Raw genomic sequence first — 6,959 nt, 5'->3', positions numbered from 1 at the left:
TGGGAACGTGGGCTTTGGCGGGGCCACCGGCATCCTGCGGATGTTTGGCACATCCTTTGGCACCGAGGTGTCCTGGCTGCTGCCTGCCGCACTGATTGCACTGGTGGCCGGGCTGTGGATCACGCGGCGGGCGGCACGGACCAGCCAATTGCGGGCATCCCTGATTCTCTGGGGCGGCTGGCTGGTGGTCACTGCCCTGACGTTCAGCTTCATGGCAGGGACCATCCACCCCTACTACGTGGTGGCGCTGGCCCCGGCCGTCGCCGCACTGGTGGGGATCGGCGCCGTCGAACTGTGGCGCAGGCGGGCGCACGCCGCCTTCCGGGTGGTGCTGGCGGTGCTCGTGGCCGGGACTGCGGCCTGGTCCGCGGTGTTGCTGGCCCGTGACCCGTCCTGGCTGCCGTGGCTGAAGTTCGTGGTCATCGCCTGCGGCGTCCTCGCCGGTGCCGCCATCCTGGCCCGGCTGGACCGCTGGCGAATGGGGGCCTTCAAGGCCGGGACGGCTGCCGTTATTGTCTTGTCGGTGCTGGCCGGCGGCCTGGGCACCACGGCCTGGACGCTTGCAACGGCGTCGCAGGGGCACACAGGATCAATTCCGACGTCGGGCCCCACCGCGTCGGCGATGGGCGGCGGTTTCGGCGGAACCGGTGGCCGCGGCCTGGCTCGGCGACAGGGCGGCGGGATGGCTGGCGGACCCGGAGGGGCGAGCGGTAGCGCGGCCGGCAGCGCAACCGGCCAAGGAGGCAGCGCAACCGGGCCCGGCGGGGCTTCAGGGGCAGGGGTGGGGAATGCCAGCGCCTCGTCCACGGCGCTGAACTCGCTGCTGGAACGAACCACCACCAAATGGTCCGCCATCATCTCAGGCGCAAGCAGTGCCGCCGATCTGGAACTGGCTACCGGCACTTCCGTCATCGACCTGGGCGGCTGGAGCGGCTCCGATCCGTACCCCACGTTGGCGCAGTTCCAGGCGATGGTGGCCAAGGGAGAGATTAGCTACTACATCGCAGGCGGCGGCATGGGTGGCGGCATGGGCGGTGCAGCTGGGCGCAGCGCGAGCAGTTCAGGCAGTACGGGCAGCGCGGGCAGTGCGAGCAGTACGGGCAGCGCGGGCAGCGGCCCGAGCGCCACGCAGGACGGCAGCTCCAGCATCGCCACCTGGGTGCAGCAGCACTACACCGCCACTACCGTGGGCAACTCCACGGTGTACAAGCTGGTGGGCTGAGCCCAGCGGTGGACGGGTTGCCGCTTGGCCCCTACCAAGCGGCAACCCGTCCGGGTAGTGTTCAAGAGAGGGGCGGTTTCACAATAGCTGCGGCCGCCACCGTTTATGCTCACTGTTTAATTCGGAGGGTGCCGTCATGAAGAAGCTCATTAACGATCCCAAGGCCGTGGTGGATGAATCGGTGGAGGGCTTCGGCCTGGCCCACGCCGGGCTGGTCACCGTTCACCCCGACCCGCTCTTTGTCTCGCGCAAGGAGGCAAAGTCCGGCAAGGTTGGCCTGCTCTCCGGCGGCGGCAGCGGCCACGAGCCCCTGCACGCCGGCTACGTGGGCTTTGGCATGCTGGACGCGGCCGTTCCCGGCGCGGTCTTCACCTCACCCACACCCGACCAGATCATCCCGGCGACTGTCGCGGCCAATTCAGGTGCCGGCGTGGTGCATATCGTGAAGAACTACACCGGGGACGTCCTGAACTTTGAGACGGCGGCGGAGATGGCGCAGGCGGAAGGCATCGAGGTGCGCACAGTCCTGGTGAACGACGATGTCGCCGTCGAGGATTCCCTGTACACGGCCGGGCGGCGCGGCGTTGGCGGCACCGTCCTGGTGGAGAAGATCGCCGGCGCGGCTGCTGAGCGTGGGGACGGGCTCGACGCCGTTGCCGCCATCGGCCAGCGCGTGGTGGACAATGTGCGCACCATGGGCGTGGCCCTCTCTGCCTGCACAGTGCCCCACGCCGGCGTGCCAAGCTTTGAGCTGGGTGAGGACGAAATTGAAATCGGCATCGGCATCCACGGCGAGCCGGGCCGCCACCGCATCCCGATGGAAAACGCCGACGGCATCACCGACCGGCTGCTGGAGCCGATCCTGACGGACCTCAAGCCTGCCGCGGGGGACAAGGTGCTCCTGTTCGTCAACGGCATGGGCGGCACCCCCGCCAGCGAGCTGTACATCGTGTACCGCCGTGCGGCAAAGGTCCTGGCCGACGCCGGACTGAGCGTGGAGCGGTCCCTGGTGGGGAACTACATCACGGCCCTGGAAATGCAGGGTTGCTCCATCTCCGTGCTGCGCCTGGACGATGAAATGACCAGCCTGTGGGACGCCCCCGTCAATACGCCGGCACTGCGATGGGGGATGTAGCAATGGCGGATTCATTGGGGGCTGCGTGGGCCGTCGACTGGCTGCGCCGGAGTGCGGACGTTGTGGCGGCGAACCGGGTTGCCCTGAGCGAATTGGACAGGGCCATTGGCGACGGCGACCACGGGGAGAACCTTGACCGCGGCTACCAGGCGATTGTTGAAAAGCTCGACGCCGAAACTCCCGCCACGCCGGGTGCGGCCTTCAAGCTGGCCGCCATGACGCTCATGTCCAAGGTGGGCGGCGCGGCCGGGCCGCTCTACGGCACGGCGTATCTGCGCATGGCCACCGCGACCGGCGAGGCTGCCACGCTCGACGCCGCCGCGCTCGCCGGGGCCCTGGCCGCCGCCCGCGACGGGGTGGTGGCCCGCGGCAAGGCCGAAGTTGGCGACAAGACCATGATCGATGCGTGGACGCCCGCCGTGGAAGCCGCCACCGCGGCGGCAACCGGTCCGTCTGCCTCGGCCGGGTCGGTATTGGCTGCGGCCGCGGCTGCCGCCGAGGCTGGTGCCGAGTCCACCGATCCCCTCATTGCGCACAAGGGCCGGGCCAGCTACCTCGGCGAGCGTGCCATTGGCCACCGCGATCCGGGCGCCGCTTCCTCGGCGCTGATTTTGCGGGCCGCCGCTGAAGCGGCCCGCGCCCCGGGGGCCGCCGAATGAGCGTTGGACTGGTGGTGGTTTCGCACAGTGCGCAGCTGGCCGCCGGCGTGGTGGAACTGGCGGCCCAGATGGCCCGCGACGTGGTGCTGGTAGCCGCCGGCGGCACGGACGACGGCGGCATTGGGACTTCGCTGGACAAGGTCACAGCGGCGCTGGGCCAGGCCGAGACCGGCAGCGGGGTGGTGGTGCTGACGGATCTCGGTTCAGCCGTCATGACGGCCGAAACAGCACTCGAATTCATGGGCAACCCGGACACCATTGTGCTTGCCGATGCGCCCCTCGTGGAGGGAGCCGTCGCCGCTGCGGTGTCCGCCCAGTCCGGCGCTGACCTGGCAGTGGTGCGCAAGGCCGCAGAAACTGCCTTGCATGCCGGCGTCGAGCCAGCCCTTCAGGTACCGGATGGCGGGGGTGCAGCCGAAGTGACGGCCGTGCTGACGCTGATCAACCCGATCGGGCTGCATGCCCGGCCAGCGGCGGCCCTTGCCGGTGCGCTGGGAGCCATGGACGTCGACATAGACATCAATGGTGCGGACGGCCAGTCAGTCTTCTTGCTGATGGCCCTCGGCGCCGGACAGGGCACCGAATTGCGCGTCAGGGCCAGCGGGCCGGACGCGCAACGGGCCGTGGACCTGGTGCGGACCGAGGTGGAGAGCGGCTTCGGCGAGCTCTGAGAATCCGGCCCGTCAGTGCGGCAGGTGGTAGCCGCCGTCGGACAGCTGGGCCAGGCCGTCGGCGACAAGGCTGGCCAGGGAGCGCTGGAGCTGGGGTGCGTGGACGTTGAGGTTGTGCAGGCTTTTCAGCGCGTCCGCCACCTCCCCTGGATGGCTGAGGTGTTCCTTCAGGGCAGCCAGCTCTGATGCGGGCCCCCAGAACAGCTCCGCATGGACCGGCGACTCGGCGGCGCGCAGCACCGCCATGACGGCGCCGCGCACCTGCCTGTCCGTGCCGGCCCAGGGCTGCCCCTTGGGCACATAGTTCGGTTCCGGCTGGCCGGCCGCAATCCAGGCGCACTCACGGCGGACCGGGCAAATCCCGCACTGAGGGCTGCGGGCCGTGCACACCAGGGCACCCAGCTCCATGACGCCGGCGTTCCATTCCACGGATTCGGCGGCATCTTCCGGCAGCAATTCCTTTGCCAGTGCCATCTCGGCGGCCGTCAGGGAGGGTGCCGGCAATGCCTGGCCTATCACCAGGCGTGCGAATACCCTGCGGATATTTGTGTCCACCACTGTCTCGCGCCTGCCAAATGCAAAGGCCGCCACTGCTGCGGCCGTGTAGGTGCCTATGCCGGGAAGAGCCAAAAGTTCGTCGAAAGTGTCCGGCACAGCGCCGTCGTGCTTCTCCACAATCACCCCGGCAGCCGCGTGCAGGCGAAGGGCCCGCCGGGGATAGCCCAACCGGCCCCAGGCACGGAGCACTTCCGCCTGCGGCGCAGCGGCGAATGCCGCCGGATCCGGCCAGCGTGCCATCCACTCTTCCCAGACGGGCCGCACCCGCACCACAGGCGTCTGCTGCAGCATGATTTCGCTCACCAGGATGCCCCACGGGGAGCAGCCGCCGCGCCACGGAAGGTCCCGGGCAGACTCACGGAACCATTGCAGGACTTGCTGATGCACCGATTCTCCTTGGGGTTCGCGGGGGCAGTTCCACTGTATCCGGGCGGCGTGGTTGGCGTGGCACCGGCCGTGCGTTGGATACTCTGGAGGGGTGGCGGCATCGGGACAGAACAGGCAGGGCGGAACGGCGCGCCAGCCTGCCCCCCGGACCAGGGTTTCCGCGAAAGTTTACCGGCGCAGGCGACAGGTCGCTGCGGTTTTGGTGTTGCTCGTGGTGGCCGCGATGGTGGCTGGCGCCATGGCGCTGGCGAATGCTTTGGGCGGGGCGAACAAGGCGGGCCCGGCAGCGCAGGATGCAGGCGCAGCAGTACAGACCGCGTCGGCCACTGCATCCACCCCTTCAGCCACCCAGCCTGCCGACAAGCCCACCCCGTTGGCGTCTTCTGTGTGTGATGAATCCGGGATCAAGGTTAGTGGTTCCGTCGACAAACCCTCATACGATGCCAGCGCGGACCCAAAGCTGACGCTGCGGGTGACCAACACGGGCCAGGCACCGTGCGACATCAACGTCGGCACCAGCCAGATGGAATTCAAGATCACCAGCGGCAACGATGTCATCTTCAATTCCCGGGACTGCCAGTCCGGCTCCACCGACCTGGTCAAGAACCTCAAGCCCGGGGCATCTGAAACTGCGAACTTTACCTGGCTGCGCAACCGCAGCACGCCCGGCTGCACCAAGGTCGCGGCAACGCCGGGGGCCGGGACCTACGTGTTTGTCACAACGCTCGGGAAGTGGTCAAGCGAGAAGGTTATTTTCACCCTTAAGTAGGGTGGAAAGGGACGCTAGCCGTTTGGCGGGTTACAGGAACCGGTCCAGCAGGCTGGCCTCTGCAATGCGGGAAAGGCCCTCCCTGACGGTCCTTGCACGCAATTCGCCAATGCCGTCAACCACCATCAACTCGTCGATCGTGGCGGCCATGAGGTTTTGCAGGCCGCCAAAGTGGTCAACCAGGCGCCCGGCAACCGCGCGCGGCACTGCCTTGAGTTCCGACACGAGGCGGTAGCCCCGGGGCTGGATGATCTTTTCCAGCGAGTCGGCTGTGGGGAGCCCCACGATCCCGGCTATCAGGTTCAGGTCGATCAGGTTTGCCTGGTCGATTTCCTGCAGGGCCGCGACGGCGGTGTCGGTGTTGGTGAGCTCCGGATCGGTGTAGTCGCGGATTACCATGTCCGCGCCGGATCCCCGGGACGCCGAAAGTTCGTCAAGCTGGAGCGACAGCAGCCGGCCGTCGGCGCCAAGCTCCAAAACATACTGGGAGATTTCCTCGGAGATGCGCCGTACCATCTCGTGGCGCTGCAGCGTCACGGCAACATCGCGGACGGTGACCATGGCCTCGATTTCCAGGGCGGAGAGCGAACTGGTCACCTGGTCCAGCCGCGCACGGTATCTTTCCAGCGTGGCCAGGGCCTGGTTGGCGCGGGCCAACACCTTTTCGGAGCCTTCCAGCACGTGGCGGAGGCCATCCACATAGAGGGCGATGATCTGCATCGACTGGCTGACGGACACCACGGGCACGCCCGTTTGAATTGCCACGCGTTCCGCAGTGCGGTGGCGGGTTCCGGACTCTTGGGTTTCAATGCTGGGATCCGGCACCAATTGCACGGCTGCGCGCAAGATCCGGGTAACGTCCTTGTCGCAAACAATGGCGCCGTCCATCTTTGCGAGTTCCCGGAGCCGGGTCGGGGCAAAGTCAATGCCGATCTCAAACCCGCCCGAACAGAGGCTTTCAATTGTCTTGTCGGAACCGAGCACAATCAGCGCACCCGTGCGCCCTCGAAGGATTCGTTCCAGCCCATCACGTAGCGGGGTTCCCGGGGCGACTAGGGCAAGGGTAGCCTTCAGGGCCTCTTCGGGGCTGCGAAGCATTGACGATTCCTTCTTTTCAAGCACGGGAACCCGCACAAGTCACATACCCCATATTAGTGTGACGCGCCCGCGTTGAGCTTGCAGGCGCGTCACTCGGTGGTCGAAGTAGAACCTGTGGGAGCAGAGGTGTGCTGGGGCATTGGTTTTAGAAGGGGTAGGGTTCGGTGTTTTGGGTGTGGATGTAGGTGCGGCCGGTGGGGTGGTGGTTTTGGTTTGGCCGGGTGTGTGGGGTTCGATGGTCCAGCCGGTGTCGGGGTTGTCTTTGAGGTGGTGGCAGCAGCTGTCGCGGGGTCGGAGGTTGTCGATGCTGGTTTCACCGTGGGGCAGGGGTGTGCCGTCGGGTCGGTACCGGTTCATCCAGTAGGGGATGGTGTGGTCGAGTTCGCAGGTGGCGGCGGGGTGGTCGCAGCCGATGCCGGTGCAGACGGGGTCGCTGCGGCGGACTTCGGCGGCGATGTCG

6 protein-coding genes and 2 pseudogenes are annotated in these 6,959 nt (G+C 67.3%); 5 read left to right on the top strand and 3 right to left on the bottom strand.

Annotated features, from left to right (window positions below; genetic code table 11):
• From LPN03_RS20210 to dhaM, 4 genes and pseudogenes are all read left to right on the top strand, one after another.
• Nucleotides 1-1,222, top strand: a pseudogene (locus LPN03_RS20210) (glycosyl transferase); the annotation flags it as partial.
• 136 nt (nucleotides 1,223-1,358) lie between these two features.
• Nucleotides 1,359-2,357: a dihydroxyacetone kinase subunit DhaK gene (gene dhaK / locus LPN03_RS20205; RefSeq protein WP_165180419.1), complete on the top strand. Its 999-nt coding sequence runs from the start codon at nucleotides 1,359-1,361 to the stop codon at nucleotides 2,355-2,357.
• Between the two features lie 2 nt (nucleotides 2,358-2,359).
• Nucleotides 2,360-3,016, top strand: a complete 657-nt coding sequence (dhaL, locus tag LPN03_RS20200) for a dihydroxyacetone kinase subunit DhaL (RefSeq protein ID WP_262455680.1) — start codon at nucleotides 2,360-2,362, stop codon at nucleotides 3,014-3,016.
• Nucleotides 3,013-3,687: a dihydroxyacetone kinase phosphoryl donor subunit DhaM gene (gene dhaM, locus LPN03_RS20195; RefSeq protein ID WP_262455679.1), complete on the top strand. Its 675-nt coding sequence runs from the start codon at nucleotides 3,013-3,015 to the stop codon at nucleotides 3,685-3,687. Before dhaL ends, dhaM begins: the two co-directional genes overlap by 4 nt.
• 12 nt (nucleotides 3,688-3,699) lie before the next feature.
• Here dhaM and LPN03_RS20190 read toward each other — a convergent pair whose 3' ends face one another.
• Nucleotides 3,700-4,632 (bottom strand): A/G-specific adenine glycosylase, encoded by a 933-nt coding sequence (locus LPN03_RS20190; RefSeq protein WP_262455678.1) that lies wholly within the window; start codon nucleotides 4,630-4,632, stop codon nucleotides 3,700-3,702.
• A gap of 211 nt (nucleotides 4,633-4,843) precedes the next feature.
• Between LPN03_RS20190 and LPN03_RS20185 the strand changes: the two genes are divergently transcribed.
• Nucleotides 4,844-5,401: a hypothetical protein gene (locus LPN03_RS20185; RefSeq protein WP_262455677.1), complete on the top strand. Its 558-nt coding sequence runs from the start codon at nucleotides 4,844-4,846 to the stop codon at nucleotides 5,399-5,401.
• Nucleotides 5,402-5,431: 30 nt separating this feature from the next.
• Here LPN03_RS20185 and disA read toward each other — a convergent pair whose 3' ends face one another.
• Nucleotides 5,432-6,499, bottom strand: a complete 1,068-nt coding sequence (disA, locus tag LPN03_RS20180; RefSeq protein ID WP_165180415.1) for a DNA integrity scanning diadenylate cyclase DisA — start codon at nucleotides 6,497-6,499, stop codon at nucleotides 5,432-5,434.
• 39 nt (nucleotides 6,500-6,538) lie between these two features.
• Nucleotides 6,539-6,959: pseudogene (locus LPN03_RS20175) on the bottom strand (hypothetical protein); the annotation flags it as partial.

This window comes from Arthrobacter sp. A2-55, assembly GCF_025548615.1.
GTDB classification, from domain to species: Bacteria; Actinomycetota; Actinomycetes; order Actinomycetales; family Micrococcaceae; genus Specibacter; species Specibacter silviterrae.
This window is presented reverse-complemented; position numbering and strand designations above follow the sequence as displayed.

Bases quoted from the DNA above. Each gene is read 5' to 3' on its own strand.
- dhaK (WP_165180419.1), top strand. From the start codon at position 1,359: ATGAAGAAGCTCATTAACGATCCCAAGGCCGTGGTGGATGAATCGGTG.
- dhaM (WP_262455679.1), top strand. From the start codon at position 3,013: ATGAGCGTTGGACTGGTGGTGGTTTCGCACAGTGCGCAGCTGGCCGCC.
- dhaL (WP_262455680.1), top strand. From the start codon at position 2,360: ATGGCGGATTCATTGGGGGCTGCGTGGGCCGTCGACTGGCTGCGCCGG.
- disA (WP_165180415.1), bottom strand. From the start codon at position 6,499: ATGCTTCGCAGCCCCGAAGAGGCCCTGAAGGCTACCCTTGCCCTAGTC.